Raw genomic sequence first — 24,281 nt, 5'->3', positions numbered from 1 at the left:
ACAGCCAGCCCCACCACCGAGAAATAAGGAGACGTTTTTATGGATCACAGCGACCTGCCGCATAAAGACTGGCAACTTTCGGAGCGCGCGCGCAAGCTCACCAGCTCGGCGATCCGCGAGATCCTGAAAGTCACCGAACGGCCCGAGGTCATTTCGTTCGCAGGCGGACTGCCGTCGCCGGCCACGTTCCCGGCCGAGCGCATGCGCGAGGCGGCCGATCGTGTCCTGCGCGATGCGCCGGGCGCGGCACTCCAGTACAGCGCAACCGAAGGCTATCTGCCGCTGCGCGAGTGGATCGCCGCGCGCTACTCGAAGGACGGCGTGCAGATCCGCACCTCGCAAGTGCTGATCACGACGGGCTCGCAGCAGGCGCTCGACCTGCTCGGCAAGGTGCTCATCGATGCAGGCAGCCCCGTGCTCGTCGAAACGCCGACCTACCTCGGCGCGCTGCAGGCGTTCTCGGTGTATGAAGCGAGCTACGTGCAGGTGCCGACCGACGATAACGGTCTGATCCCCGAAGCCCTGAGCCCCGCGCTCACACAAGGCGCGCGGCTGTTGTACGCGCAACCGAATTTCCAGAACCCGACGGGCCGCCGCCTGTCGCTCGAGCGGCGCCGTGCGCTGGCCGAGTTCGCCCGCACGAGCCCGTTCCCGGTCGTCGAGGACGATCCGTACGGTGCGCTCGACTACGCGGGCACGCCGCTGCCGACGATGCTGTCGATGGCACCCGACCACATCGTGCACTGCGGTTCGTTCTCGAAGGTGCTGGCCCCGGGCCTGCGCCTCGGCTACATCATTGCCCCCGAGGAGCTGCACTTCAAGCTCGTGCAGGCCAAGCAGGCCACGGACCTTCACACGCCGAGCCTCACGCAGCGCATCGTGTATGAAGTCGTGAAGGATGGCTTCCTCGACGAGCAGATCCCGAAGATCCGCGAGCTGTACCGCGACCAATGCGAGGCCATGCTCTCGTCGCTCGAGCGGCACATGCCCGAAGGCGTGACCTGGAACCGCCCCGAAGGCGGCATGTTCGTCTGGGCGTCGCTGCCCAAGCACATCGACACGATGAAGCTGCTCGAGGCCTCCATCGAACAGAACGTCGCGTTCGTGCCGGGCGGCCCGTTCTTCGCGGACGAAGCCGAAGCGCACACGCTGCGCCTGTCGTTCGTCACGGTGCCGCCGGCCCGCATCGACGAAGGCGTCGCGCGTCTCGCCGCGCTGATCCGCGAGCGCCTGTAATCCCCTCTCCCGCCCGGCGCGCGCGAAGCAGCGTGCCGGGCTCCCCTCTACCTTCTTGATACTTAAAGGAAAGTCATGGCTCACAACGTCTACGACAAGCTGAAGGAACTCGGTATCGAACTGCCGACGGCCGCCACGCCAGCCGCCGCCTACGTGATGTCCGTCCAGACGGGCAACACCGTCTTCCTCTCGGGCCACGTGGCGAAGAAGGACGGCAAGTCGTGGGTCGGCAAGCTCGGCGCAACCATGACGACCGAGCAAGGCCGGGAAGCCGCCCGCGCGGTGGCGATCGACCTCATCGCCACGCTGCATGCACACACGGGCGACCTGAACCGCATCAAGCGCATCGTCAAAGTCATGAGCCTCGTGAACTCGACGCTCGAATACACCGAGCAGCACCTCGTCACGAACGGCGCATCGGAGCTGTTCGGCGAAGTGTTCGGCGAGGCCGGCAAGCATGCACGCTCGGCCTTCGGCGTCGCCCAGATTCCGACGGGCTCGTGCGTCGAAATCGAACTGATCGCCGAAGTCGCTTAAGCGAGCGAAGCCAGTGAGCGCACGCCAGGTCCGCTTCAAGCAAGTCGACGTGTTCTCCGCTGTGCCGCTCAAGGGCAATCCGCTTGCCGTCGTGTTCGACGCAGATGGGCTCAGCGACGACGAGATGCAAGCGTTCGCGCGCTGGACGAACCTGTCGGAGACGACCTTCATCTGCAAGCCGCGCGATCCGGCCGCCGACTACCTGGTACGCATCTTCACGATCGACGGCGAGCTGCCGTTCGCGGGGCACCCGACGCTCGGCACGGCGCATGCGCTCGTCGAGAGCGGCTATCGTCCTCGTACGGCGGGCCGGCTCGTGCAGCAATGCGGCATCGGGCTCGTCGAGATCGAGGATCGCGATGCGGGTGTGCGGGCATTCGCCGCGCCGCCCGCGCGGCTCACGCCGCTCGCCGAGCACGAGTACGACGCGCTGCGTGCTGCCTTGCGAACCGACCAGATCGATTTCACGACACCGCCATGCGCGATGCATAACGGCGCGCGCTGGTTCGCCGTACGCTTGAAGTCCGCCGCGGCGTGCCTTGCACTGAAGCCCGATCTGGCCGCACTGGCCGCGCTCGTGCGCCGCACGGGCATGTCGGGGCTGGCCGCCTATGGCCTGTACGCCGAGGGCGGTCCCGCGACGTTCGAAGTGCGCTGCATCGTGACGGGCCGTGGCGCCAACTGCTACGAAGACCCGATCACCGGCAGTGCCAATGCCGGCCTCGCCTGCCTGCTGACGGCGTACGAGCGCCGCCCTGGGCAGCGTTACACGGCACGCCAGGGCACCGTACTCGGGCGCGACGGCCGGATCTTCGTCGACTACGACGACGCCACCGGCAAAACGTGGATCGGCGGCGCCGCCACGACGATCGTCGACGGCACCGTGCGCCTGCCCTGAAGGCGCATCGCGTCGGCGTATTGCAACAAATGCATGCGCCGGCGCTTTCCTTTCACGCAAAACACACAAAAAAACGCAAAACTAAAACGGGTTGCACAAAAAGCGCCAGCGCATGCATCCATGCGCCTAGACCTCTCCCTCCAATCGCGGAAAGCCCCGCCCAGCCTTGCTGAGCGAGCGCTTGATGCCGGCCGGCGCATGCTCGATGACGGAACCGTGCCTGAATGGACAAACGTTTACCCGATAAACGGACGCTATCTTAATTTTTATCCATTCAGTAATATCCTCGGATGAGGAGTGAGCGCCACAGAGCGATCCGGCGACGTCCTAAGTTATTCTTTGCGCCGCCGTCTTTGCACGATGCTCGCCCATGCAGCCCATAACGAATCCGCGCCACTCGAGAAACCTGCAGTCCAGCCCGTCGACCATCCGCCGCCCCCGATGAACTTCGCCCGGCTCCATTCCACCCGTGACACACGCGCGAAGCACGGCGCCGCCGGCTCGCGCCGCCGCGCGCTGATCGCGATCCCCGTGCTCGGCGTGCTGGTGCTCGCGTTGTTGTGGACGGTGATCTCGGCCCGGCTGTCGGTCGAGCGCGACACGACCTACCGGGAAGCGACGGCCTCGGCCGCGATCCTGTCCGCCGCGCTCGAGCAGCATACGGTCAAGGCGATTCACCAGGTCGATCAGATCACCCGGTTCGTCAAATACGAATTCGAAAAGAATCCTGGCCGTTTCGAGCTGGCCGGCACCGTCGAGAAAGGCGTCGTGCAAAGCGACACGCTCGTGCAGGTGTCGATCATCGACGAGCACGGCATGCTGATCGCCAGCACGGCCGAGCCCAATCCGGTGCCGATCGACCTGTCCGATCGCGAGCACTTCAAGGTGCACGAGCACGAAAACGACGACCAGCTTTACATCAGCAAACCGGTGCTCGGCCGCATCTCGCATCAGTGGACGTTGCAGATGACCCGGCGGCTCAATCACCAGGACGGCTCGTTCGCGGGCGTGGTGGTCGTCTCCGAGGACCCGAGCTACTTCACGAGCGACTTCTACAACAACGCGGCGATCGGCAGAGACGGCGTGATCGCCGTGATCTCCGACAACGGCGCCGTGCTCGCGCGCCGCACGGGCGTGGCGCGCAGCCCGGCCGGCGCGTTCTCGGCCAGCGGCGTCTATCCGATCTCGGAGCATGTCTCGGGCACGCAGACCGACCCGATCGACAGCGTCAAGCGCATCGTCTCGTACCGCCACATCGACGGCTATCCGATGGGCGTGCTCGTCGGGCTCTCGCAAGCCGAGGAGTTCGCCGACTACAACCACACGCGCAACGTCTATCTGCTGATGGCGAGCTTCATTTCGCTCGCGATGCTGGGCTTCTTCGCCGTCGCGACCGGCCTGATCGGCAAGCTGCTCGGGCGCGAGCGCGAAATGACGCACCTCGTCGAGTACGATCTGCTCACCGGCTTGCGCAACCGCTATGCGACGCTACAAAGCCTGCGCCATGACGTGAGCGACCCCGGCAACGTCGGGCGCCTCGCGATCCTGTTCATCGACCTCGACAACTTCAAGACCGTCAACGACACGCTGGGCCACAACGCCGGCGACATCGTGCTGCAAATGACGGCGTCGAGGCTGGCCGACGCGGTCGGCGGCGCCGGCGTGCTCTCGCGCATCGGCGGCGACGAATTCGTGGTCGTGCTCAAGGGGGGCGACGTCGAACGTCAGGCCGTGCAGCTCGCCGAGGGCGTGCGCGAGATCTTCGAACAGCCGTTCGACGTGCGCGGCACGTCGTTCGTGCTCCATGCGAGCATCGGCATCGCGCTGTACTCGGTCGCGAGCGAAAGCGAAATCGACCTGCTCAAGAAAGCGGACCTCGCGATGTACAGCGCGAAAGACGCCGGCAAGAACTGCTACCAGTTCTACTCGCCGCATTTGTCGCATCGCGCCGATCACCTCATGCAGTGGGAGCAGCAGCTGCGCGTGGCACTCGCCGAGCGCCAGCTGTTCCTCGTCTATCAGCCGAAGATCGATCTCGCGCGCCGCTGCATCACGGGCTTCGAAGCGCTCGCGCGCTGGAACCATCCGCAGCAGGGCGTCATCTCGGCGAGCGAGTTCATCCCCGTGGCCGAGTCGACGGGCCTCATCGTGCCGATCGGCGACTTCGTGATCGAAACGGCCTGCAAGCAGCTCGCGGCCTGGCAGCGCGACGGCTACGAGACGCTGTCGCTCGCCGTCAACATTTCGGCCGTGCAGTTCTGGCGCGGTGATCTGTACGAGACGATCTCGCGCGCCATCGAAGATACCGGCATCGCGGCGCACCGGCTCGAGCTCGAAATTACCGAAACCGCGATGATGGAGTACCCCGAGCTCGTCTCGGAGAAGATCGTCGCGCTCAAGCGGCTCGGCGTGGGCATCGCGCTCGACGACTTCGGCACCGGCTACTCGTCGCTGTCGTACCTGAACCGCTTCTCGGTCGACACGCTGAAGGTCGACCGCTCATTCGTGCAGGCGATCCCGGCCGATCGCAGCGTGTGCGTGATGGTGTCGGCCATCGTCAATCTTGCGCGCTCGCTGGGGCTGACCGTCGTCGTCGAAGGCACGGAAACCGAAGAACAAATCGCGTGGCTGTCGGCGCTCGGCAACATTCAAGCGCAAGGCTTCCTCTTCTCTCGGCCCGTACCGGCCGAGGGCATACCGGCGCTGCTCGAGCGCTTTGGCGTCTGCGGCACACGCGAAGCCCTGATGGGCAATACGAACCGCAACTATAAAACAAGCGGACAGTCCGCATAGCCGGCGCCGGTGTCAGGGCGCTCGACTTGCGACATGCCGCGCGAGGGATCGAGCCGATGACCGATGCAAGAACCGAACGCCGGCGCAGCGCGCCGGCGTTGTATGCCGCGCATGCCCATGCGCATGAAGCGTCCCCCCAGGAAGCCGCAACCACGCATGAGAGGCCCGAATCGCTTTGGGCGCTCTTTCGCATCGTGTTCGGCTTGTCGGCGGTCTCGTGGGGCGGCCTCGCGCTGATGGCGCAGCTCGAAATCCACTATGTCGATCGCGAGCGACGCTTCACCCGCCTCGAATTCTCCGATCTCGTCGCGCTGGCCTGGATGGTGCCGGGCGCCGTCAGCTGCAACGTGGCCGTGCAGGTGGGCCATGCGCTGCGCGGGCGCGCCGGCGCATGGATCGCGGGCCTCGCGAGCGTGCTGCCGTTCTTCTGCACGATGAGCGCGTTCGCGGTCTTCTATCACACCGCATTCGTGCGCAGCCTCGCCTCTCCCGCGTTGCTCGATCACTTCGCCGTCGTACTCGCCGCGCTCATTGCGCTGACGTGGTATCGCCAGATGCGCTCGCTCGTGCGTGGCCCGCTCGAATGGGGCGCGGCGGTTCTCGCCTGTGCGGTGCTGCTGTACACGCACAACGCGGCTGCGTTCGTGCTGCTGCTGGTCAGCGCGTTCGCCAGCGGCTGGTTCGCGAGCCGCTCGCGCGACGGGCACCTCGAGTTCTCGCTGAGCCTCGCCGACAAGTTGCTCACGCTCACGTTGACGGTGCTGATCGCGCTGTTCGCGATGCCGCTGTCGACGCATTACCAGGTTGCGCTGATCTGGCCGCGGCTGGCCGGTGCCGGCATGACGCTGTTCGGCGGCGGTTTCTCTGCTTTGCCGGTATTGAAGACGCTGTTCGTGACGTCCGCGCTCGGTGTCTCGGCGCACGACTTCACGCTCGCGTTCGCACTGTCGCCGGTCTCGCCGGGGCCGCTGTTGAACGTGGTGCCGTTCCTCGGCTATTTGACGCAGGGTTGGCTCGGCGCCGTCAGCGCGACGCTCGCGCTGTTCGTGCCCTCGGGCGTGCTGATCGTGCTCGCGCGGCGCCACCTGCATCGGCTCGAAGCCAATGCGCGCTTCGAGCACGGCATGCGCGTGCTGCGCGCGGCGACGACGGCGTTTCTCGTGACGGCCGTCGTGCGCGTCTGCGAGCATGTGCCGTTCAAGCCGATCTACCTATGCACGGCGGCGTTCGCGCTCGTGTGTCTCGGGCGGTTCAAAGTGCCCGTGTATGCCGTGTATGCGAGTGTCGCGCTCGTGTATGGGGTTGCGGTGGCGTTGGGGTACCGATAGCGGGACGAGCCCCTCAGGCAAAGCCGAGCACGCCCAACACCGCCCCCGCCCCGATCAACCAGAGCGGGTTCCATTGCGTCCGCAAGCCGACGAACACCGTCGCGAGCGTCAGCGCGATCGTCGTGACCGAATGATCGACGGCCTGCGCGAGAATCACGCCCGTCGCGGTCAAGAGCCCGATCGTGACCGGCGCGAGCGCGCGGCGGAACACGATCATCCAGCGCGCGTCGCGATGCGCGCCCGTGTAGTGCTCGAAGCCGATCGCGATCAGCGACGACGGCCCGCACATCGCGATCGTCGATACGACCGCACCGGCTATGCCAGCCACCTGCCAGCCGAACAACGCGACGAACAGCACGTTGGGCCCCGGCGACGCCTGTGAGATCGCGAACAGCGCGGCGAACGTCGGCTCGGCAATCCAGTGATGTTCCTCGACGAGGAACCGATGCATCTCGGGCAGCACGGCTGTGGCGCCACCGAACGCCATCATCGAGGCGAGCGCGAAGCGCCAGGCCAATTCGATCAGCATCATCGCTGCGCCCTCCATTCGGTGAACAGCGCCAATGGAATCAAGACCAGCATGGTCCAGCCGAGCGGTAGATGCAGCAACCCTATCCCACCCAGCGCAAGCAGCCCGAACACGAGCGCACGCACAGTCCGCGGCTGGCTTTGTGCGAGCTTGATACCTGTCACCAGCACGAGGCCTGCCGCCACGGCCGTCATGCCGCGCAGCGCCCCTTGCACCGCCGCGAGCCCGCCGAAGCGGTGATAGAGCGCGCCGAGCGTCAGCACGATCACGAACGGCACGCTGATCAAGCCACCCAGGGCCGCCAGCGCGCCACGCCAGCCCGCGTGGCGATAACCGATGATGACGGCGATGTTGCAGATGTTCGGGCCGGGTAGGATCTGACCGATCGCGAGCAATTCTGCGAACTCGCGGTCACTGAGCCAGCGGCGCCGGCTCACGAGGATTCGGCGGGCCCATGGCAGCACGCCACCAAAGCCGTACAAACCCATCTCGCAAAACGCGCGAAACAGGTCCGCTGGCGCGAGCGGCGAGTGGCGGGAAGAGGTTGGGTCGGGTGCGGGTGCGGAAGAATCGGCGGGCATGGCAGACAGGCTCGGCTACAAAACACCGAGTATCGCGCGCCGAGCTTGCAAATCGCTTGGGACCTCGCACGCGCGTGACGTACGCGGCGTGCGAGACAGGCGGGCTCCGCCCTTCCGCTCCGGATCAGAAGCCGCGCGAGAGCACCGCCGAACCGATCGCGATGACCGAAAACACGAGATTCAACGCCACGAGGCGGCGCATCGTGTCGACGGCACGGGCACCGTCGGGCCACTTCTGCGCCTGCACGGCACGGCGGATACGCGGAAACACGGCGAACCGCACGTGCCCGTACGTCAGCATCATCAAGATGCCGAAGCCGGCCATCACGTGCACGGGCCATGGCGCATGCGCGCCGCCGAAGCGCGCCATCATGAAGCCGCCTGACGCGAGCACGACGATGACCGAGGCGCCGACCCAGTTGAAGAAGCGCCCGAAGACGGCCTCGATGAGCGGCAGCCGCAGCTGCGGCGACACGTCGGCGAGCGAGGGGCGCAAGCAGAACTGCGCGAACACCATGCCGCCGACCCACACGGCGACAGCCGCAAGATGCAGAAACAAAGCGACGTTCATGACGATCGACATGCGGATCTCCGAAACGGATTCGAATGGGACAGCGGACGTACAGCGGGCCGCATCAGCCCAACGCCGGACGCAGCGCGCCGACCTTCAGGCGCGTGTCGGGTGCACGACCACGGCGAGCGCGCTTGCCCACGTGCGGCGCCAGCGCGTCTCGGGCCAGCAGTTCTTCCTGCGGCTTGCCGCCACGTCCCGTGCCAAGGAGCATGACACCGGCCGACCCGATCGCGAGCGCCTGCACCAACGCTTCCTTCTCGTCGAGCATCATCAGCGTGATGCCGCGCCCGCCCGCGCTCAGCGTCTTCATTTCGTCGATGCCGAACACGAGCAGGCGCCCGGTGTTCGACAAGCACGCAACTTGCGTCGCATTGGGCAGCACCGGCATCGGCGCGAGCGGCGTCACCCCCTCGTCGATCGTCATGAACGACTTGCCGCCCTTCTGACGGCTCACCATATCACCGACCTTCGCGATGAAGCCAAAGCCGTTGCCCGAGGCCAGCAGCAGCGCTTGTTCGGCACTGGCCGCATAGTAGTGCAGCAGGCGGGTGCCCGCTTCGAGCTCGATCATCGACGTGACGGGCACACCATCACCACGCCCGCCCGGCAGCATCGCGACAGCCACGGAGTAGACGCGCCCCGAGCTGCCCCACGCGATCAGCGTATCGGGCGTACGGCACTGGAACGCGGCGTAGAGGCTGTCGCCGTCCTTGAACGAGAAACCGGCGGGATCGAGCCCATGGCCCTTCAGCGCGCGCACCCAGCCGCGCTGCGACACGACGACGGTCACAGGCTCGTCGACGACACGCGCCTCGAACGTCGCGCGCTTTTCCTGCTGGATCAGCGTGCGGCGCTCGTCGCCGTACTGCTTCGCATCGGCTTCGATTTCCTTGATGATCAAGCGCTTCATCGAGCTCTCGTTCGCGAGCAGCTCTTCGAGCTTGGACTTCTCCTCGCGCAGCGCTTCGAGCTCCTTCTCGATCTTGATCTTCTCGAGCCGCGCGAGCTGCCGCAGGCGAATCTCGAGAATGTCGTCGGCCTGCCGCTCCGACAGTCCGAACGCGGCGATCAGCGCGGCCTTCGGTTCGTCGGACTCGCGAATGATGCGGATCACCTCGTCGATGTTCAAGAAGACGATCATCCGCCCTTCGAGGATATGGATGCGATCGTCGACCTTCGTCAAACGGTGACGTGTGCGCCGCGTCACCGTGACGAAGCGGAAGCCGATCCACTCCTTGAGGATGTCGGCCAGCCCCTTCTGACGCGGACGGCCGTCGGCGCCGATCATCACGAGGTTGAGCGGCGCGTTCGATTCGAGGCTCGTGTGCGCGAGCAACGAGTGGATGAATTCGGTCTGGTCGATGCGGCTCGACTTCGGCTCGAACACGAGCCGCACCGGCGCGTCCTTGCCCGACTCGTCGCGCACGGCATCGAGCAGCGCCAGCAGCGTCTGCTTGGTCTGCAGCTGCTCAGGTGTCAGCGCCTTCTTGCCGAGCTTGATCTTCGGGTTCGTCAGCTCCTCGATTTCCTCGAGCACCTTCTGGCACGACGTATTGGGCGGCAGTTCGGTCACCACGAGCTGCCATTGGCCGCGCGCGAGCTCTTCGATCTTCCAGCGCGCCCGCACCTTCAGGCTGCCGCGGCCCGTTTCGTAAGCGGCCGAAATTTCAGCCGCGCTCGAGATGATCTGCCCGCCGCCCGGAAAATCCGGTCCCGGCACATGCTCCATCAGTTCGGCATGGGTCATGTTCGGATGGCGAATCATCGCCACAGCGGCCCCCGCGACTTCGCGCAGGTTGTGCGACGGCATCTCCGTCGCGAGACCCACCGCGATGCCCGATGCGCCGTTCAGCAGCAGGAACGGCAAGCGCGCCGGCAACAGCTTGGGCTCCTGGAACGAGCCGTCGTAGTTCGGACCGAAGTCGACGGTACCCTCGTCGATTTCGTCGAGCAGCAGCTTCGCGATCGGCGTGAGCCGCGCTTCGGTGTAGCGCATGGCCGCCGCGCCGTCGCCGTCGCGCGAGCCGAAGTTGCCCTGGCCGTCGATCAGCGGATAGCGCATCGAAAAATCCTGCGCGAGCCGCACGAGTGCGTCGTAGGCCGACTGGTCGCCGTGCGGATGGTACTTACCGAGCACGTCGCCGACCACGCGCGCCGACTTCACGGGCTTGGCATCGGCAGCCAGGCCCATCTCGTTCATCGCAAACAGGATCCGACGCTGCACGGGCTTTTGCCCGTCGCTGACGTCGGGCAGCGCACGGCCCTTCACGACGCTCACGGCGTAGTCGAGATAGGCACGCTCGGCGTAGTGGCCGAGTGTCAGGGAATCGCCGTCGGGCACGGTGGCCGGGGCGAACAGATCGTCTTGTTGAGCCATCGAGTGTGGTGTCCGTATTCAGGAGACAGGGGCGACGCGCGCGTCAGATATCCGCTTCGACGTCGTTGCCCTTCTCTTCGAGCCAGCTGCGACGCGCGGCCGCCTCGCCCTTGCCCATCAGCATCGTCATGCGCGCGACGGTGCTGTCGTAATCGAGCTCGCCGAGCGCAATCGGCATGAGCCGGCGCGTGTCGGGGTTCATCGTGGTGTCCCACAGCTGCTCGGCGCTCATTTCGCCGAGGCCCTTGAAGCGGCTGATCGACCACTGCGACTCGCGTACGCCGTCCTTCGCGAGCTTGTCGAGAATCGCCTCGAGCTCGCCCTCGTCGAGCGCGTACAGCTTCTGCGCAGGCTTCTTGCCGCGCGCGGGCGCATCGACACGGAACAGCGGCGGGCGCGCCACAAACACATGGCCGCGCTCGATGAGCTGCGGGAAGTGCTTGAAGAACAGCGTGAGCAGCAGCACCTGGATGTGCGAACCGTCGACGTCGGCGTCCGACAGGATGCAGATCTTGCCGTAGCGCAGGTTCGAGAGATCGACCGTATCGTCGGGGTTGTGCGGATCGACGCCGATCGCCACCGAGATGTCGTGCACCTCGTTGTTCGCGAAGAGGCGATCGCGCTCGGTTTCCCACGTATTGAGCACCTTGCCGCGCAGCGGCAGGATCGCCTGGTATTCCTTCTCGCGGCCCATCTTCGCCGAGCCGCCAGCCGAATCGCCTTCGACGAGAAATAGTTCGTTGCGCGAAATATCGGTCGTCTCGCAATCGGTCAGCTTGCCAGGCAGCACAGCCACGCCCGAGCTCTTGCGCTTTTCGACCTTCTGGCCTGCACGCGTGCGGGCCTGCGCCTGCTTGATGACGAGTTCCGCGAGCTTCTTGCCGTGCTCGACATGCTGGTTGAGCCACAGCTCGAGCGCGGGTTTCGTGAACGAGGACACGAGCTTGACCGCGTCGCGGCTGTTCAGGCGCTCCTTGATCTGCCCTTGGAACTGCGGATCGAGCACCTTGGCCGACAGCACGAACGAGACGCGCGCGAACACGTCCTCGGCCAGCAGCCTCACGCCCTTGGGCTGCAGGTTGTGCAGTTCGACGAAGCTCTTGACGGCCTGAAAGAGACCGTCGCGCAGACCGAGCTCGTGCGTGCCGCCCGCGGGCGTCGGAATCAGGTTCACGTACGACTCGCGCTGAAGCGGGCCTTCCTCGCTCCAGGCGACGACCCAGGCTGCACCCTCGCCTTCCGCGAAGGCATCCTCGTTCGCACGCGCGCTGTCGGCGTAGCGTTCGCCCTCGAACAGCGGGATCAGGAGCTCGCTGTCGGCCATGCCTTCGAGCAGATAGCCGCGCAGGCCGTCGTCGTACTTCCAGCTCTGGCGCTCGCCATTCTTCTCGTTCACGAGAACGACTTCGACGCCTGGCAGCAGCACGGCCTTCGACCGCAGCAGACGTTGCAGTTCGCCGAGCGGCAGGTTCGCCGAGTCGAAATACTTGGGATCGGGCAGCGCGGTCACGCGCGTGCCGGAACGCTTGGCGCCGCGCTCAGCGGGCTGCACTTGCAGCGGGCGCACGACGTCGCCGTGCGCGAAGCCGAGTTGCGCGCACTTGCCGTCGCGCCACACCGTCACGTCGAGCCGCGACGACAGCGCGTTCGTCACCGACACGCCAACGCCGTGCAAACCACCCGAGAACGTATAGGCACCGCCGGCAGCCTTGTCGAACTTGCCGCCCGCGTGCAGCCGCGTGAACACGATCTCGACGACCGGCACGCCTTCATCGGGGTGCAGGCCGAACGGAATGCCGCGGCCGTCGTCCTCGACGGATACCGAGTGGTCCGCATGCAGCGTCACCGTGATCTTTCGGCCGTAGCCACCGAGGGCTTCGTCGGAAGCGTTGTCGATGACTTCCTGAATGATGTGCAGCGGATTCTCGGTGCGCGTGTACATGCCCGGCCGTTGCTTGACCGGCTCGAGACCCTTTAGCACCTTGATCGAGGCCTCGCTATAGGCGGGGCTGGTCTTTTTCGTGGACATCGTGTCGTCTAGGTCATCGTTGTCCACAGCGCGTGTGGATATCCGCGTGGACAAAGCGTTGAAAGTTCAAAAAAAGCGAATCGAAACAACGGGCGCAGCCGGCGTGCGTGCGAAGCGTGCATCGCGCGCAAGACGCAGCAAGCCGGCGCGACCTGGTCGCGGCGTATTTTACTGGTTTCGATCTCGCGGGCAATGCGGGTTCATGCCGTGCACAACGCCGCGTGCGAACGGCGGCAGGCGCACGGCAGCAGGTCATTTGCGCTTGGCTTCGAGCGCTTCCCAGCGCTCGAGCGCGGCAAGCAGCTCTTCGTCGATCGCGGCATACCGTTCGGTCAGGCGCGCGCCTTCCTGCGCGTTCTTCGCGAAGATCGAGCCATCCTCGAGCTGCGCGCCAATCGTCTTTTGCTCGGCCTCGAGCGCCGCAATTTGATCGGGCAGCGCCTCGAGCTCGCGCTGCTCCTTGAACGACAGCTTGACCGTGCGCTGTGCATTGCGGCCGCTGGCGCTTTCCTTCGGCGCGACCTCGCGCGCAGGCTCCTTCGGTGCATTCTTGGCGGCTGCCTCTTCCGCGAGACGCTGCGAACGCTCGCTCTGCACCTGCCAGTCGGTGAAGCCACCGACGTATTCGCGCCACTGGCCCGCCCCTTCGGAGGCGATCACCGAAGTCACGACGTTGTCGAGGAACGCGCGGTCGTGGCTCACGAGCAGCACGGTGCCGTCGTAGTCGTCCAGCAATTCCTCGAGCAACTCGAGCGTCGGGATGTCGAGGTCGTTGGTAGGCTCGTCGAGCACGAGCACGTTCGCCGGCCGGGCGAACAGCCGCGCGAGCAGCAGCCGGTTGCGCTCGCCGCCCGAGAGCGATTTGACCGGCGAGCGTGCACGCTCGGGCGCGAACAGGAAATCGCCGAGATAGCTCATCACGTGCTTGCGCTGGCCGTTGACCTCGATCCAGTCGCTGCCGGGACTGATCGTATCGGCGAGACTCTTCTCGGGATCGAGCTGCGCGCGCATCTGATCGAAGTAGGCCACCTGCAGATTCGTGCCGACGCGCACGGTCCCTTCGTCGGGCGCGAGCTCGCCAAGGATCAGCTTGAGCAGCGTCGTCTTGCCGGCGCCGTTCGGGCCGACGAAGCCGATCTTGTCGCCGCGCATGACCGTCGTCGGGAAACGATCGACGACGGTGCGCCCGCCGTAGCGCTTCGTGACGTCGACGAGCTCGGCGACGATCTTGCCCGAACGCTCGCCCTGCCCGACGTCGAGCTTCACGTTGCCCTGCACGTTGCGCCGCTCGGCGCGCTGTTGGCGCATCTCCACGAGCCGCGCGACGCGTCCGACGCTGCGCGTGCGCCGGGCCTCGACGCCCTTGCGGATCCAGACCTCTTCCTGTGCGAGCAGCTTGTCGAACTTCTCGTTCTCGATGCGTTCGACTTCGAGCTGCTGCGCCTTGCGCGTCTGATACGCCGAGAAGTTGCCCGGATAAGAGAGCAGCCTGCCGCGGTCGAGCTCGACGATGCGCGTGGCGACGCGATCGAGAAACGCGCGATCATGCGTGATGAACAGCAGCCCTGCGCGCGAGCCCACGAGCAATTCTTCGAGCCAGCGGATGCCATCGAAATCGAGGTGGTTGGTCGGTTCGTCGAGGAGCAGCACGTCGGGGTCGACGACGAGCGCGCGAGCCAGCGCGACGCGCTTTTGCATGCCGCCCGAGAGCGTGCCGACGCGCACCTCGCCGGACAGGCTCAGCTGGGCGAGCGTCGTCGAGACGCGTGTGCGCCAGTTCCAGGCATCGGTTGCATCGAGCGTCGATTGCAACGCGTTCATGCGCGTGAGCAGCGCGTCGTGTTCGGGGCCTTCGGGCGTCTGCGCGAGTGCGTGCGCGACCGTATCGTATTCGTCGAGCGAGGCCCGCGCACCCGTCAGTCCCTCGGCGACGGCGTCGAACACGCTGGCCTCGCCATCGAACTCGGGCTCCTGTGGTACGTAGACCGTCGTGAGGTCCTGCTGGCGCGTGACCAGCCCGTCGTCGTGATGCATGAGGCCGGCAACGATCTTCAAAAGCGACGATTTGCCGGCGCCGTTGCGGCCGATCAGGCCGACACGCTCACCGGCTTCGAGCGAGAAATCCGCGTGGTCGAGCAACGCGACGTGGCCGAACGCGAGTTGCGCATCGGTGATGGAATAGAGCGACATGAGGGAAACGCGTCTGCGCTTGAGAAGCAAAGCGCTCATTGTACCGGCCGCGCGTAAAGCGGCCTGGCTAGCCGATTGGGTAAAATCGCGGGTTGCACGCGAGAACGTCGCTTGTCTGCGTCTGCACTGCGACAATTCGCCAGATCATTGAATCGGGCGAGCGACGTTACCGTATCGAGTTTTGAGATGAATAAGGGTAGGACGCTGTGAGCGAAGTCATCGAGTACAAGAGCTGGATCTGCCTGATCTGCGGCTGGATCTACAACGAGGAAGAAGGTCTGCCCGGCGAGGGCATCCCGGCGGGCACGCGTTTCGCCGAGATCCCCGAAGACTGGCGCTGCCCGCTGTGCGACGTGGGTAAGACGGAGTTCAGCGTCGTCGAATTCTGAGTCCGGGACGGGGAATTCCGAGTTGGCTCGCCGTGCGCGACATCTTTGCTATACTCTGCCGCGCCAGCGCACCCGGGCCTGCCACTTGTTGCAGCCCGGCCATTCAGGTCCACTCCCCGTAGTTCAATGGATAGAACAAGTGCCTCCTAAGCGCTAGATACAGGTTCGATTCCTGTCGGGGGGACCAGCCAGATAAGGCTTTCATCGACCGCCGTGACACGTTTGTGATAAAGCGTGCTACTGCTCAGGCGGCGTCGTGGAGCTACCGCTCCCACATTCAGGCAACCGCTAACGGCCGCAAATCCGACATGTTGGTCCTGGCGGCCTCCTCCAGATCGTAATCTGCCTGCAAGCCAAGCCAGAACTGCGGCGTAGTGCCCAGCACGATAGCCAGACGCAGCGCCGTATCCGCCGAAACAGCCCGAGCGCCGTGAACGATCTCGTTGATCCTCCGCGGCGGCACCTTCATGGCCCGAGCCAACCCATTCTGACTAATGCCCATTGGGAGCAGAAACTCCTCGTTGAGCACTTCGCCCGGATGGACGTTGGAAAGCTTCTTCATGACCTGGTCCTCAGCCTCAGTGGTAGTCGACGATTTGCACGTCATGCGCATGACCGTCGTCCCAGCGGAAACACACACGCCACTGGTCGTTGATCCGAATGCTGTACTGCCCGGCGCGATCCCCCTTCAGCGCTTCGAGCCGATTCGCCGGTGGAATCTTCAAATCGGCTAGCTCGTGGGCATTGTTGAGCATCCGCAGCTTGCGCCGAGCGACCTGTTGAATGTCTGCGGGCAACCGTCTCGACCGCTGGCCAGCCCAAATAAGCGCTGTTTCCCTGTCAACAAAGTTGTGGATCGCCATAAGTGATTATGACGCGTCGCGTTATATAACGCAACACGTCATAGCCATAGAAAGTTAGACCCGTCATTTCAGCAATGTACGGAGCCTACTTTGCTCTGCAGGCAGCAAAACGGGACGATCGCCCCTGGCTCAATGCTTCTCCGCCCGCGCCGCGACCCAATCCATCAGCGCAAACAGCAACCCCGAGCCGACGAACGTCAAATGCAGCAGGACGAGCCAGCGCACGCGCACCTCGTCGAGCGGCACGTCGGGCTCCGTCAGCGTCATGAACGCGCGCAGCAGCGAAATCGCCGAAATCGCCACGATCGAGCCGATCAGCTTCATCTTGAGCCCCGAGAAATCGAGCGTACCCATCCAGTCCGGCCGGTCTTCGCTGCTGCCCGTGTCGATCTTCGACACGAAGTTCTCGTAGCCCGAAAACATGACGATCACGACGAGATTGCCCGCCAGCGACAAGTCGATCAGCGTCAGCACAGCCAAGATGATCTCCTCCGGACCGGCCACGAACAGGCGCGGCACCACGTGCGTCAGATCGCCGACGAACGCGACGAGCAGCATCACGAGCGAAAACACCAGCCCGAGATAGAACGGGGCCAGCAGCCAGCGCGAGTTGAACAACAAACGTTCGAGCAGTTTTTCGATCACTTTTCGTTGGGGCATAGAGAGCGGTTCACTTCATTCTTCGTTGACGGATCACGTCGAAACGATGGCCGCCGCGCCTTGCGCGCAAGCATGCTGCATATCACGAGCGAATTCGTTTCAAGTCAGCGCATTGTAAACGTCGCCGCGGTACTGCCGCCCCCTGTTGCAGGCTCGCCCTATGATCCGACAAATCCTGAGCCGATGTGCTGCTCCGAGTCCGTAATCGCGCACGCAGGTACCCCGCGCGTGCACACGGTAAGGCAACCGACGAACCGCAACAGCCTCGCCGGTAAGGAGAAAGGAAAAAGAAAGCGGCCTCAATGACGCCGATGCATCCAGTCGAGCCAGTGATGCTCGCCGACCCAGTGCGCAAGATCGTGCAACGGATGCTCGGTCTGATAACGCGTGGCCAGCGCGAGCGCGACGCCGACGAACACCGCGAGCCCCAACATGAAACCGACCGAATCGAGCATGATGACCTCCGCCGTCATCGTGATGCTCATATTCTAGCCACGCATGCAGCACCTGCGAATGCCGGCCTGCGCACGCACCACTGCGGATTTACCCGCATCGCTGACATAATTGGCGCACCCCACCCCACTTCAGTCAAAAAGGAACCGCTGTGAGCGATGCATCGTCTTCTCCCGCTCCTTCCGCCCACGCCACACCGCGCCGCGTCGCATTTCTGGGCCTAGGCGTCATGGGCTATCCGATGGCAGGCCACCTCGCGAAAGCGGGCCTGGACGTCGTCGTCTACAACCGCACCTATGCGAAAGCCGAGCGCTGGGTAGCCGAATACGGCGGCCGCGCCGCCCGCACGCCGCGTGAAGCCGCGCAAGGCGCCGAGCTCGTGCTGGCCTGCGTCGGCAACGATGATGACCTGCGCAGCGTCGTGCTCGGCGAAGACGGCGCATTTGCCGGTATGGCCGCAGGGACGACGTTCGCCGATCACACGACCGCTTCCGCGAACGTCGCGCGCGAGCTAGCGGCCGTCGCGGCCGGACGCGGCCTCGCATTCATCGACGCGCCCGTCTCGGGCGGTGAAGCGGGCGCAAAGAACGGCAAGCTCACGATCATGTGCGGCAGCGACGATACTGGCGCGTTCGAGCGCGCAGCCACGGTGCTTGCGCACTACGCGGTGGCCGTCACGTGCGTGGGCGCGGTCGGCGCGGGCCAGCTCACGAAGATGGTCAATCAGATCTGTATCGCCGGCGTCGTGCAGGGCCTCGCCGAAGCGATCAACTTCGGGGAGCGCGCGGGACTCGATATGCCGCGTGTGCTCGAAGTCATCGGCAAGGGCGCCGCCGCGAGCTGGCAAATGGACAACCGCGGCAAGACGATGATCGAGGACAAGTTCGACTTCGGCTTCGCCGTCGACTGGATGCGCAAGGATCTTGGCTTCTGCCTCGATGAGGCCAAGCGCAACGGCGCTTCGCTGCCGCTCACGGCGCTGGTCGACCAGTTCTATGGCGACGTGCAGCAGCTCGGCGGCAGTCGGTTCGATACGTCGAGTCTGATCTGGCGTCTGCGCAAGCTCGCCGGCAAGTAAGTCGACAGCGCCCGCCCGGCCGCGCACCTGCGTGGCCGGGCGGGTGCCAGCCTCGTCGCATGGCGCAGCTCAGCGCCGTACCTGCGCATCCGCATAAACGGCGACGCCATAGGCCTCGACGATCCGCTCATCCTGTTCCCGCGTCGAAAAGCGCTCCCACTCGATACCGTTCACATCACGTGTGCTGCTGTAGCCCGTGACGCTATCGTCCTCGAAGCCGACATGACGCAGCTCGCCCGCGCGCGACGGCATCTCGTTGATCGAGAAGTTCAGCAGATCGGTACGCCACATCGCGTATTTGCCCGGCACGACCGCCGTCGGCGGTTGCCCGAGACGTTCGCTGTAGTCGACGATCGACGCCTGCAAGTCGGCGACGGCCAACGCGATGTGAAAGCGCTTCATCTGAACACTCCTTTGACGTGTGACGGACACGGAAACGGCCATCGTAGCGAGGCGTGAGGCACCCAAACAGTTGCGCGGCCATACCGGTATTTGCGCTAACGGGCTGGGTGCGCAGGCACGCCGAACAGCGGCAATACCGGTGATACACTCGGCTCGCTCGCCGCTTTGCGGAGCATCGAGGTCCACCGCAGAACCCGTTTCGAAACAAGGAGGCATCCGATGGCTGATTTCCGAGTCTGGTCCGACGACTTTCCCAGCAACGGCTTCATGCCCAAGGCACAGGAATTCAACGACAAGTCGTTCGGCGTCGACGGCGATGGCGGCAGCCTCTCGCCGTCGCTGCAATGGGAGGCGCCGCCCGAAGATGCGCTGAGCCTCGCGCTAACCGTCTACGATCCCGACGCGCCCACGGGCAGCGGCTTCTGGCATTGGGTCGTCGTCAACATTCCCGTCGATGCGCGCTCGTTGCCGCTGGGTGCGGGCAAGGCCGACGGCAGCCTGCTGCCGGCCGGCGCGCTGCAAGTGCGCAACGACTACGGCACACAAGGCTTCGGTGGTGCAGCGCCGCCGCGCGGCGACAAACCGCATCGCTACCTGTTCCGTCTGCATGCGCTGAAGGTCGCTCATCTGCCGATCTCAGCCGAGACCACCAACGCGGTGGCGCGCTTCATGATCCATCTGAACGAGCTCGACTCCACCACGTACACGGGCCTATACGAGCTCAAATAACGGCAGCGACACCAGCAACGTCACGCCTGCCCGCGCGCGCTTGCATTCGCGCGCGGCGTGGCGTGGAACACCCGTTGCGCTCACAACCAGCGGGCAGGCACCACAAGCGTGCTCGAGGGTTGCGCGCTTAGAATGCGAGACATCCGCCGCTACCTCGCTTGCCGCGTATCTCCCCGATGGAAGTAGAACAAGGCCTTCCCGTTCCCCAGCGCTACGGGGCAATCGTCGTGATCGCGCTCGGCATCACGCTCGCCGTGCTCGACAGCGCCATCGCCAACGTCGCCCTCCCCACCATCGCACGCGATCTGCGCGCCACCGCGGCGGGCTCGATCTGGGTCGTCAACGCCTATCAATTGTCGATCACGATCTCGCTGCTGCCGCTCGCCTCGCTCGGCGATCGCATCGGCTATCGTCGTGTCTACATGGCCGGGCTCGCACTGTTCACCGTGGCGTCGCTCGGTTGTGCGCTGGCTGGCTCGCTGTCCGCGCTCGCGCTCGCGCGCGTGGTCCAGGGCTTCGGCGCCGCCGGGATCATGAGCGTGAACACCGCGCTCGTGCGCGCCATCTATCCTCCTGCACAGCTCGGACGCGGCGTCGCAATCAATGCGATGGTCGTCGCCATCGCCTCGGCCGTCGGGCCGACCGTCGCCTCGGCGGTGCTCGCGCTCGCCTCCTGGCCGTGGCTGTTCGCGATCAACGTGCCGATCGGTATCGCCGCCGTGGCGGGCGCCGTGAAGGCACTGCCCTCCAATCCCGCCCACGATGCCCCTTACGATTACCTGAGCGCGGCCATGAATGCGGTGGTGTTCGGTCTCCTGATCTTCACGATCCAAGGCCTGGGCCACGATGAGCCGATCGGCTATGTGCTCGCCCAAGCGCTCGTCGTGCTCGCGGTCGGCTACGTGTTCGTGCGCAGACAGCTCACGCAGCGTGCGCCGCTGCTGCCCGTCGATTTGCTCAGGATTCCCGTGTTCGCGCTGTCGGTCGCGACGTCGGTCTGCTCGTTCTGCGCGCAGATGCTCGCGTTCGTCTCGCTACCGTTCCTGCTTCAGGGGACACTCGGACGCACGCAGGTCGAAACCGGCTTCCTGATCACGCCGTGGCCGCTCGCGATCGTCTTCGCGGCACCGCTCTCGGGCGTGCTGTCCGACCGTTATTCGGCCGGCGCGCTCGGCGGCATCGGGCTGCTCATTCTGACGGCCGGGCTCGTTCTGCTCGCCACGATGGGCGCCCATCCGGCCGCCACCGACATCGCCTGGCGCATGGCCGTCTGCGGCGCCGGTTTCGGCATGTTCCAGTCGCCGAACAACCGGCAGATGCTGTCGGCTGCGCCGCGCGAGCGCAGCGGCGGTGCAAGCGGCATGCTGGGCACCGCGCGGCTGACCGGCCAGACGCTCGGCGCGGCACTCGTCGCCCTGATTTTTGGGGTCGCGCCCACGCACGGCCCGACGATCGCCCTCGAGACGGCCGCGGCCTTTGCTGCCGTGGCGGCGGCCGTAAGCCTGCTGCGCATGCGCACCAACCCTATCCGATAAGCATCAGCAGCCGTGGCGCTGCATTGCAGCCACGCCGAAAGCATCGATCATGCCGCGCGCGGTAATGCGCATCCGACTCCCCCCTTCCTTCCCCGGACAAACCCCAGCGCGCCGCACTTGCGGCCGGCAACGCAGTCCAACGCATAGCCCGCGGTGCGCGACGCCGCCTGCGCCACCCGGGCACTTCGCTTCTTTCTTATGGCTTACGCGCAAGACAGCCGTTAAGGAGTCGCCATGTCACTGATCGTCGCAGGACGCTTCACCACGTTCTCCGCTGCCGAAGCCGGCGCCCGGCAGTTGTTCGCCGAAGGCTTCATCGAGGAAGACGTCACCCTGTTTTTCGTGAACCCGCGCGGGCAACACGCACATGTGGCAGCCGACAGCCTGCATGCCGCGCCGTTCGTGCTCAATCCCGTCAAACATCCCGGTCGCGGAGCGATCGTCGGTGCAGTGGCCGGCGCCGTGGTCGGCGTCGCCGTGTTTGCCGCAACATCGAGTTCCGTCGTCGTCGCCATTGCCGCAGCGGGCGTGGGCGCCTACGTCGGGGCCATGCTGGGTGCCACCGTGCACAGACGCATGAGCACGTCGCCGAGCGTGAGCGAGGTCGCGCAACACGCCGTTCACCGCGAAACGCGCGATTCGGGTGTGCTCGTGGCCGTGCATGTGTCGCCCGACAACCAATTGCGCGCGGCACAGGTGCTCGCGCACGCCGGGGGTCAAGCCATCGAGCGGGCGAACGGACGCTGGCAGCAAGGTCGCTGGGCCGACTTCGATCCGACCACGCCGCCCGTGCCGCTCGAGGTCAATCAGCGCGAAGCCTGACGGTGACCCGCGCATCGAGGACATTGAGGAGCTGGAATGGGAAGCCGGTTGATTGCAGTACTCAACGACCTCGCGGAAACGTCGAAGGATAGTGAGCGCGACTTTCGCAAAGCAGCCGGCGAGACGCTCAGCCGGCAGCTCAGGCCGCTGTTCACGAGCCGGGCGAATGACTGCTCGCACGATGCGCTCGAACTGGGTGACATCGTCGCTCGCCTGGGCGGACGACCGCATACGCACGGTACGCTCACGGGCGCGCTGCATCGCGGCTGGCTCGACTTGCGCACGGTGTTCGCGGCGCGCGACGACCGCGAGATCATCGAAGAACGCACAAAGGGCGAGGAGCTCGCTCGCAAGCACTACCGTGAGGCGCTCGACGAAGACTTGCCGGCCGATGTGCGGCTCATCGTCGAGCGTCAATATCGCGGCGTGCTGTACAACCACGCGCGGCTCGACGAGTTGCGCGTGCGTTACACGCTCCCGCTCAATCATTAGGATAACGAATGGGGTGACCGTGAACGCAGCCGCGCTCCCCCTCCTCCGGTAAGGTGCTTCCCCCAGTTGCAACACGCGGACCGTGCCGCACGCGGGGTCGCTCCCTGCTTTCTGCGCGACCCCGCGTTTTTTGCACTGCACCCTGTAAAACATGCCGCGCATTGCCTTGCGCCGACCAGCAGACAATGGGCCAAGAACGTATTCGACACGCAAATGGCAGCGACTGGTATGACGGTTGCTTAAACAAACGGGAAACTGACTTCCCAGGACAACCGCCATGCCACCCACTCTGGAACTGCGCAACAAACAACACGTCGCACTGACGCCTCGGCTTCAGCAATCGGTGCGGCTGCTGCAGTTGTCGTCGCTGGAGTTCGAGCGCGAGTTGCGGCAGGCCCTCGACACCAATCCGTTCCTCGAACCCGACGAGCCGCTGACGGAAGATCCGGCGGCCACCGTAAACGGCGCGCATGAATCGCACGCAACGATCGATGCGGGAGGCGACGTCGCGCCTCCCGCCATGGCCGAGCCGACGGACCGCTACGACAACCTGGCCGGCGCCGATACCGCGCCGGCCACCGTCGGCGACGACGCACCCGGAGATTTCGCCCAGGACTGGTCGACGCACACCGCCCCGCGCCATCACGGCGATGGCGACGACGTCGACCCGGGTGCCTGGGCCCATTCGCAACCGACGATGCACGAGCATCTGCTCGATCTGCTGCACTTGTATCCGCTCGGCGAGCGCGACCGCGCGGCTGCTCAGATCGTCATCGAAACGCTGGAAGACGACGGCTATCTGCGCGAATCGCTGGCCGACCTTGCCACGGCGTTCCCGACCGCTCCGCCGCTGACCGAAGCGGAGCTGCGCGTGGCGTTGCGGCTCGTGCAGACGCTCGATCGACCCGGCGTCGGCGCCCGTTCGTTGTCCGAATGCCTGAGCCTGCAACTCGATGCGCTGCCTGCCGACACCCCGGGACGCGCCTTCGCGCTCGAGATCGTCGAGCACCATCTCGAGCGCCTCGCGCGCCGCGAGCATGCCGAATTGCAGAAGCAGCTCAGCTGTTCGGCACAGGCGCTGCGTACGGCCTGCGCACTCGTGCGCAAGCTCGATCCGAAGCCAGGCCAACACTATGCGCGCGTCGACGACAACTATGTGATCCCCGATGTGATCGTGCGCCGCGAGAAGCAGCGCTGGGTCGCGACGATCAATCCGGCCGTGTTGCCGCGTGCGCGCATCCATCGCGTCTACGTAGAGCTGTTCTCGCAATCGGCGGGCCGAAGCGGCTCACCGCTCGCGCAACAGTTGCAGGAAGCGCGCTGGCTGCTGCGCAATTGTGCGCAACGCTTCACGACGATCCAGCGTGTCGCCCAATGCATCGTGTCGTATCAGAAGGCGTTCTTCGACTACGGCGAGATCGCGCTGAAACCGCTCGTGCTGAGCCAGCTGGCCGATGAGCTCGGCCTGCACGAATCGACCATCTCGCGCGCCTCGGGCAACAAGTACATGGCCACGCCGCGCGGCATCTTCGAGTTCCGCCACTTCTTCCCGCGCGAACTCGCGACCGAAACGGGTGGGCGCTGCTCGGCCGCGGCCGTGCGCGCGTTGATCAAGGAGATGATCGAGCAGGAAGACCCACGCCATCCGCTGTCGGATGTGAGCCTCGCGCAGCGGCTCTCGCAAGACGGCATGATCGTTGCCCGCCGCACGGTCGCCAAGTACCGCAACCTGCTCAAGGTGCCGCCGGCACCGTTGCGGCGCCAGCCATAACGGACATCACGCGAG

23 protein-coding genes and 1 tRNA gene are annotated in these 24,281 nt (G+C 65.3%); 13 read left to right on the top strand and 11 right to left on the bottom strand.

Going from position 1 to position 24,281, the window contains the following annotated elements; all coding sequences use genetic code 11:
* Positions 1-39 precede the first annotated feature (39 nt).
* The 5 genes from D7S89_RS21390 (at position 40) to D7S89_RS21370 (ending at position 6,792) form a co-directional block, all read left to right on the top strand.
* Positions 40-1,236, top strand: a complete 1,197-nt coding sequence (locus D7S89_RS21390; protein WP_121280863.1) for an aminotransferase-like domain-containing protein — start codon at positions 40-42, stop codon at positions 1,234-1,236.
* A gap of 75 nt (positions 1,237-1,311) precedes the next feature.
* Positions 1,312-1,773 carry a RidA family protein gene (locus tag D7S89_RS21385; protein ID WP_121280862.1) on the top strand — a complete coding sequence of 154 codons (462 nt, stop codon included), beginning with the start codon at positions 1,312-1,314 and terminating at the stop codon, positions 1,771-1,773.
* A 13-nt stretch (positions 1,774-1,786) separates the two neighbouring features.
* Complete coding sequence (locus D7S89_RS21380; protein WP_121280861.1) at positions 1,787-2,671, top strand: PhzF family phenazine biosynthesis protein; 885 nt, start codon at positions 1,787-1,789, stop codon at positions 2,669-2,671.
* 441 nt (positions 2,672-3,112) lie between these two features.
* Complete coding sequence (locus D7S89_RS21375; protein WP_121280926.1) at positions 3,113-5,464, top strand: bifunctional diguanylate cyclase/phosphodiesterase; 2,352 nt, start codon at positions 3,113-3,115, stop codon at positions 5,462-5,464.
* 56 nt (positions 5,465-5,520) lie between these two features.
* Positions 5,521-6,792, top strand: coding sequence for a chromate transporter (locus tag D7S89_RS21370; protein ID WP_121280860.1), 1,272 nt, complete (start codon positions 5,521-5,523; stop codon positions 6,790-6,792).
* 13 nt (positions 6,793-6,805) lie between these two features.
* Here D7S89_RS21370 and D7S89_RS21365 read toward each other — a convergent pair whose 3' ends face one another.
* From D7S89_RS21365 to D7S89_RS21340, 6 genes are all read right to left on the bottom strand, one after another.
* A complete protein-coding gene (locus tag D7S89_RS21365; protein ID WP_121280859.1) occupies positions 6,806-7,339 on the bottom strand; it encodes a chromate transporter in 534 nt (177 codons plus the stop codon).
* A complete protein-coding gene (locus D7S89_RS21360; RefSeq protein WP_121280858.1) occupies positions 7,321-7,902 on the bottom strand; it encodes a chromate transporter in 582 nt (193 codons plus the stop codon). The genes D7S89_RS21365 and D7S89_RS21360 overlap by 19 nt, the downstream gene beginning before the upstream one ends.
* A 124-nt stretch (positions 7,903-8,026) precedes the next feature.
* Positions 8,027-8,485 (bottom strand): CopD family protein, encoded by a 459-nt coding sequence (locus D7S89_RS21355; protein WP_121280857.1) that lies wholly within the window; start codon positions 8,483-8,485, stop codon positions 8,027-8,029.
* A 52-nt stretch (positions 8,486-8,537) separates the two neighbouring features.
* Positions 8,538-10,853 carry a DNA topoisomerase IV subunit A gene (parC, locus tag D7S89_RS21350; RefSeq protein WP_121280856.1) on the bottom strand — a complete coding sequence of 772 codons (2,316 nt, stop codon included), beginning with the start codon at positions 10,851-10,853 and terminating at the stop codon, positions 8,538-8,540.
* A gap of 43 nt (positions 10,854-10,896) precedes the next feature.
* On the bottom strand, positions 10,897-12,882 hold the full coding sequence (locus tag D7S89_RS21345) for a DNA topoisomerase IV subunit B (RefSeq protein WP_121280925.1): 1,986 nt from the start codon (positions 12,880-12,882) through the stop codon (positions 10,897-10,899).
* 252 nt (positions 12,883-13,134) lie between these two features.
* Positions 13,135-15,072 (bottom strand): ATP-binding cassette domain-containing protein, encoded by a 1,938-nt coding sequence (locus D7S89_RS21340; protein ID WP_121280855.1) that lies wholly within the window; start codon positions 15,070-15,072, stop codon positions 13,135-13,137.
* Between the two features lie 206 nt (positions 15,073-15,278).
* Here D7S89_RS21340 and D7S89_RS21335 point away from each other — a divergent pair, with 206 nt between their 5' ends.
* Together D7S89_RS21335 and D7S89_RS21330 are read left to right on the top strand one after the other, a co-directional pair.
* Positions 15,279-15,461, top strand: a complete 183-nt coding sequence (locus tag D7S89_RS21335) for a rubredoxin (protein WP_121280854.1) — start codon at positions 15,279-15,281, stop codon at positions 15,459-15,461.
* A 112-nt stretch (positions 15,462-15,573) separates the two neighbouring features.
* A tRNA-Arg gene (locus D7S89_RS21330) sits at positions 15,574-15,648 on the top strand.
* 90 nt (positions 15,649-15,738) lie between these two features.
* Here the strand turns inward: D7S89_RS21330 and D7S89_RS21325 are convergent.
* The 4 genes from D7S89_RS21325 to D7S89_RS21310 form a co-directional block, all read right to left on the bottom strand.
* Complete coding sequence (locus D7S89_RS21325; RefSeq protein ID WP_121280853.1) at positions 15,739-16,023, bottom strand: HigA family addiction module antitoxin; 285 nt, start codon at positions 16,021-16,023, stop codon at positions 15,739-15,741.
* A gap of 16 nt (positions 16,024-16,039) precedes the next feature.
* Positions 16,040-16,324, bottom strand: coding sequence for a type II toxin-antitoxin system RelE/ParE family toxin (locus D7S89_RS21320; RefSeq protein ID WP_121280852.1), 285 nt, complete (start codon positions 16,322-16,324; stop codon positions 16,040-16,042).
* A gap of 129 nt (positions 16,325-16,453) precedes the next feature.
* On the bottom strand, positions 16,454-16,984 hold the full coding sequence (locus D7S89_RS21315) for a TIGR00645 family protein (RefSeq protein ID WP_121280851.1): 531 nt from the start codon (positions 16,982-16,984) through the stop codon (positions 16,454-16,456).
* A 299-nt stretch (positions 16,985-17,283) separates the two neighbouring features.
* On the bottom strand, positions 17,284-17,469 hold the full coding sequence (locus D7S89_RS21310; protein WP_121280850.1) for a hypothetical protein: 186 nt from the start codon (positions 17,467-17,469) through the stop codon (positions 17,284-17,286).
* Between the two features lie 197 nt (positions 17,470-17,666).
* Between D7S89_RS21310 and D7S89_RS21305 the strand changes: the two genes are divergently transcribed.
* Positions 17,667-18,515 (top strand): NAD(P)-dependent oxidoreductase, encoded by an 849-nt coding sequence (locus tag D7S89_RS21305; RefSeq protein ID WP_425470873.1) that lies wholly within the window; start codon positions 17,667-17,669, stop codon positions 18,513-18,515.
* 69 nt (positions 18,516-18,584) lie between these two features.
* Here the strand turns inward: D7S89_RS21305 and D7S89_RS21300 are convergent, their stop codons facing one another.
* Positions 18,585-18,917, bottom strand: coding sequence for a VOC family protein (locus tag D7S89_RS21300; RefSeq protein WP_121280848.1), 333 nt, complete (start codon positions 18,915-18,917; stop codon positions 18,585-18,587).
* Positions 18,918-19,136: 219 nt separating this feature from the next.
* On the opposite strand from D7S89_RS21300, the gene D7S89_RS21295 reads away from it, so the two are divergent.
* The 5 genes from D7S89_RS21295 to D7S89_RS21275 all read left to right on the top strand — a co-directional run bounded on the left by D7S89_RS21295 (position 19,137) and on the right by D7S89_RS21275 (position 24,266).
* Positions 19,137-19,646 (top strand): YbhB/YbcL family Raf kinase inhibitor-like protein, encoded by a 510-nt coding sequence (locus tag D7S89_RS21295; RefSeq protein WP_121280847.1) that lies wholly within the window; start codon positions 19,137-19,139, stop codon positions 19,644-19,646.
* 176 nt (positions 19,647-19,822) lie between these two features.
* Entirely contained in the window at positions 19,823-21,181 is a 1,359-nt protein-coding gene (locus D7S89_RS21290; protein WP_121280846.1) for an MFS transporter, read from the top strand.
* 234 nt (positions 21,182-21,415) lie between these two features.
* Positions 21,416-22,003 (top strand): glycine zipper domain-containing protein, encoded by a 588-nt coding sequence (locus D7S89_RS21285; protein WP_121280845.1) that lies wholly within the window; start codon positions 21,416-21,418, stop codon positions 22,001-22,003.
* Positions 22,004-22,039: 36 nt separating this feature from the next.
* Positions 22,040-22,495 (top strand): PA2169 family four-helix-bundle protein, encoded by a 456-nt coding sequence (locus tag D7S89_RS21280; protein ID WP_121280844.1) that lies wholly within the window; start codon positions 22,040-22,042, stop codon positions 22,493-22,495.
* Positions 22,496-22,772: 277 nt separating this feature from the next.
* Positions 22,773-24,266: an RNA polymerase factor sigma-54 gene (locus tag D7S89_RS21275; RefSeq protein WP_121280843.1), complete on the top strand. Its 1,494-nt coding sequence runs from the start codon at positions 22,773-22,775 to the stop codon at positions 24,264-24,266.
* The last annotated feature ends 15 nt before the right edge of the window (positions 24,267-24,281 follow it).

Origin of the sequence: Trinickia fusca (assembly GCF_003628145.1) — a bacterium.
GTDB classification, from domain to species: Bacteria; Pseudomonadota; Gammaproteobacteria; order Burkholderiales; family Burkholderiaceae; genus Trinickia; species Trinickia fusca.
This window is presented reverse-complemented; position numbering and strand designations above follow the sequence as displayed.

What these genes read in the sequence shown, in the direction of transcription:
- D7S89_RS21390 (WP_121280863.1), top strand. Translation starts at nt 40, where the DNA reads ATGGATCACAGCGACCTGCCGCATAAAGACTGGCAACTTTCGGAGCGC.
- D7S89_RS21385 (WP_121280862.1), top strand. Translation starts at nt 1,312, where the DNA reads ATGGCTCACAACGTCTACGACAAGCTGAAGGAACTCGGTATCGAACTG.
- D7S89_RS21375 (WP_121280926.1), top strand. Translation starts at nt 3,113, where the DNA reads ATGAACTTCGCCCGGCTCCATTCCACCCGTGACACACGCGCGAAGCAC.
- D7S89_RS21370 (WP_121280860.1), top strand. Translation starts at nt 5,521, where the DNA reads ATGACCGATGCAAGAACCGAACGCCGGCGCAGCGCGCCGGCGTTGTAT.
- D7S89_RS21365 (WP_121280859.1), bottom strand. Translation starts at nt 7,339, where the DNA reads ATGGAGGGCGCAGCGATGATGCTGATCGAATTGGCCTGGCGCTTCGCG.
- D7S89_RS21360 (WP_121280858.1), bottom strand. Translation starts at nt 7,902, where the DNA reads ATGCCCGCCGATTCTTCCGCACCCGCACCCGACCCAACCTCTTCCCGC.
- D7S89_RS21355 (WP_121280857.1), bottom strand. Translation starts at nt 8,485, where the DNA reads ATGTCGATCGTCATGAACGTCGCTTTGTTTCTGCATCTTGCGGCTGTC.
- parC (WP_121280856.1), bottom strand. Translation starts at nt 10,853, where the DNA reads ATGGCTCAACAAGACGATCTGTTCGCCCCGGCCACCGTGCCCGACGGC.
- D7S89_RS21345 (WP_121280925.1), bottom strand. Translation starts at nt 12,882, where the DNA reads ATGTCCACGAAAAAGACCAGCCCCGCCTATAGCGAGGCCTCGATCAAG.
- D7S89_RS21340 (WP_121280855.1), bottom strand. Translation starts at nt 15,072, where the DNA reads ATGTCGCTCTATTCCATCACCGATGCGCAACTCGCGTTCGGCCACGTC.
- D7S89_RS21325 (WP_121280853.1), bottom strand. Translation starts at nt 16,023, where the DNA reads ATGAAGAAGCTTTCCAACGTCCATCCGGGCGAAGTGCTCAACGAGGAG.
- D7S89_RS21320 (WP_121280852.1), bottom strand. Translation starts at nt 16,324, where the DNA reads ATGGCGATCCACAACTTTGTTGACAGGGAAACAGCGCTTATTTGGGCT.
- D7S89_RS21315 (WP_121280851.1), bottom strand. Translation starts at nt 16,984, where the DNA reads ATGCCCCAACGAAAAGTGATCGAAAAACTGCTCGAACGTTTGTTGTTC.
- D7S89_RS21310 (WP_121280850.1), bottom strand. Translation starts at nt 17,469, where the DNA reads ATGAGCATCACGATGACGGCGGAGGTCATCATGCTCGATTCGGTCGGT.
- D7S89_RS21305 (WP_425470873.1), top strand. Translation starts at nt 17,667, where the DNA reads ATGGGCTATCCGATGGCAGGCCACCTCGCGAAAGCGGGCCTGGACGTC.
- D7S89_RS21300 (WP_121280848.1), bottom strand. Translation starts at nt 18,917, where the DNA reads ATGAAGCGCTTTCACATCGCGTTGGCCGTCGCCGACTTGCAGGCGTCG.
- D7S89_RS21295 (WP_121280847.1), top strand. Translation starts at nt 19,137, where the DNA reads ATGGCTGATTTCCGAGTCTGGTCCGACGACTTTCCCAGCAACGGCTTC.
- D7S89_RS21290 (WP_121280846.1), top strand. Translation starts at nt 19,823, where the DNA reads ATGGAAGTAGAACAAGGCCTTCCCGTTCCCCAGCGCTACGGGGCAATC.
- D7S89_RS21285 (WP_121280845.1), top strand. Translation starts at nt 21,416, where the DNA reads ATGTCACTGATCGTCGCAGGACGCTTCACCACGTTCTCCGCTGCCGAA.
- D7S89_RS21280 (WP_121280844.1), top strand. Translation starts at nt 22,040, where the DNA reads ATGGGAAGCCGGTTGATTGCAGTACTCAACGACCTCGCGGAAACGTCG.
- D7S89_RS21275 (WP_121280843.1), top strand. Translation starts at nt 22,773, where the DNA reads ATGCCACCCACTCTGGAACTGCGCAACAAACAACACGTCGCACTGACG.